The sequence below is a fragment of the Massilia niastensis DSM 21313 genome (assembly GCF_000382345.1).
In the GTDB taxonomy this organism is placed as follows: domain Bacteria; phylum Pseudomonadota; class Gammaproteobacteria; order Burkholderiales; family Burkholderiaceae_D; genus Telluria; species Telluria niastensis.
Genome location: NZ_KB908209.1, coordinates 1 through 1,382, shown reverse-complemented (window position 1 = coordinate 1,382; position 1,382 = coordinate 1). Strand labels below are relative to the sequence as shown.

At 65.6% G+C, this 1,382-nt stretch carries 2 protein-coding genes and 1 pseudogene; all 3 read right to left on the bottom strand.

What is annotated here, in order from left to right; all coding sequences use genetic code 11:
* Nucleotides 1-185, bottom strand: a 185-nt coding sequence (locus tag H162_RS32425; RefSeq protein WP_211223764.1) for an SDR family NAD(P)-dependent oxidoreductase, incomplete at its 3' end; no start/stop codon positions are given.
* A 7-nt stretch (nucleotides 186-192) separates the two neighbouring features.
* Nucleotides 193-1,212 (bottom strand): benzoate 1,2-dioxygenase electron transfer component BenC, encoded by a 1,020-nt coding sequence (gene benC / locus H162_RS0129700; RefSeq protein WP_020657097.1) that lies wholly within the window; start codon nucleotides 1,210-1,212, stop codon nucleotides 193-195.
* 26 nt (nucleotides 1,213-1,238) lie between these two features.
* A pseudogene (locus H162_RS35485) lies at nucleotides 1,239-1,382 on the bottom strand (benzoate 1,2-dioxygenase small subunit); the annotation flags it as partial.

Below are 1,382 nucleotides of genomic sequence, written 5' to 3'. Positions count from 1 at the left end.
CTGGCCACGCTGACCTGCGCCTTCAGGTCGCGCGCTTCCAGCGCCACCTGGTCCACCAGGTCCGAGCGGTCGGCCAGCACCAGCCGGGCGCCCTCCGCGGCCGCCGCCAGCGCCACGCCGCGGCCGATGCCTTGCGCGGCCCCGGTGACGATCATTACCTTGTCGCGAAAACGTTCACGGTTCATCATGTTGTCAGGCTCCGCTGCTCGGCGAGAATTTTTCGAAGTAGAAGTTGGCGGGCGCGATGCCGGCCCCGTCCAGCCAGGTGCGCACCGCGTCGACCATCGGCGGCGGGCCGCACAGGTAGACATCGACGTCGCCCTCATTCATCCAGCCCGGCTCGACGTGGGCGGTGGCGTAGCCCTTGCGCGGATGCGTGCTCTCCGGCGCGACCACGCAGGTGACGTAGGAGAACAAGGGGTGGGCGGCGGCGATGCGGTCGAGTTCCTCGATCCCGACCAGGTCGTGGTCGTTGGTCACCGCGTACACCATCCGTACCGGCTGCGTGAAACCTTTTTCGGCCAGCACCGACAGCATCGACAGGAAAGGCGCGATACCGGTGCCGCCGGCCAGGAACAGGACCGGACGCTGGAGCGGGCGCAGGTAGAAGCTGCCGAACGGGCCGAGGAAGGTGATCTCGTCGCCTGCTTTCGCCGTGTCCGTCAGGTAGCCGCTCATCCGGCCGCCCGGCACGTTGCGGACCACGAACTCGGCGCGCGTGCTGCCCGGGGCGGAGCTGAAGGAATACGAGCGGGTCAGCTCCGTGCCCGGGATGCCGACGTTCACGTACTGGCCCGGCAGGAAGCCCGCCGCCGCCTCGTCGCCCGTGTCGATCGCGAAGCGTATGGTCGAATCGGACAGCTGCTCGACCGACGCGATGCGGCCATGGTAGCTGTGGGCGCCCGACTTGCAGGCCTCCGAGGTCGCCAGGATCTTGACCACGCAGTTCGAGGTCGGTTTCATCTGGCAGGTCAGCACAAAGCCCTTGGCCGCATCTTCCGGTTCCAGTGCGTCCTCGATGTAGCTCGATTCCGGCATATCGAAACTGCCCGATTCGCAGTGCGCGCGGCAGGTGCCGCAGGCGCCGTCGCGGCAATCGAGCGGAATGTTCACCCGCTGGCGGTAAGCGGCGTCCGCCAGCTTTTCGTTGTCGTTGCATGTGATGAAGCGGGTGATGCCGTCTTCGAACTGCAAGGCGATGTGATGGCTCATCGTCTGTCTCCTGGCCTGTCGGCCGTTTAGATGTGGTACACGTCGATTACCTGGTGGATGTAATCGTTCTTGAGCACCACGTACTTCCTGAGGATCTGCGGCTGCGCGCCCGAGAAATCGATCACGTAGCGCGACATGCCGAAATAGCTGAAGTCGGTCTTGTAGCGGTG

Bases quoted from the DNA above. Each gene is read 5' to 3' on its own strand.
- benC (WP_020657097.1), bottom strand. From the start codon at position 1,212: ATGAGCCATCACATCGCCTTGCAGTTCGAAGACGGCATCACCCGCTTC.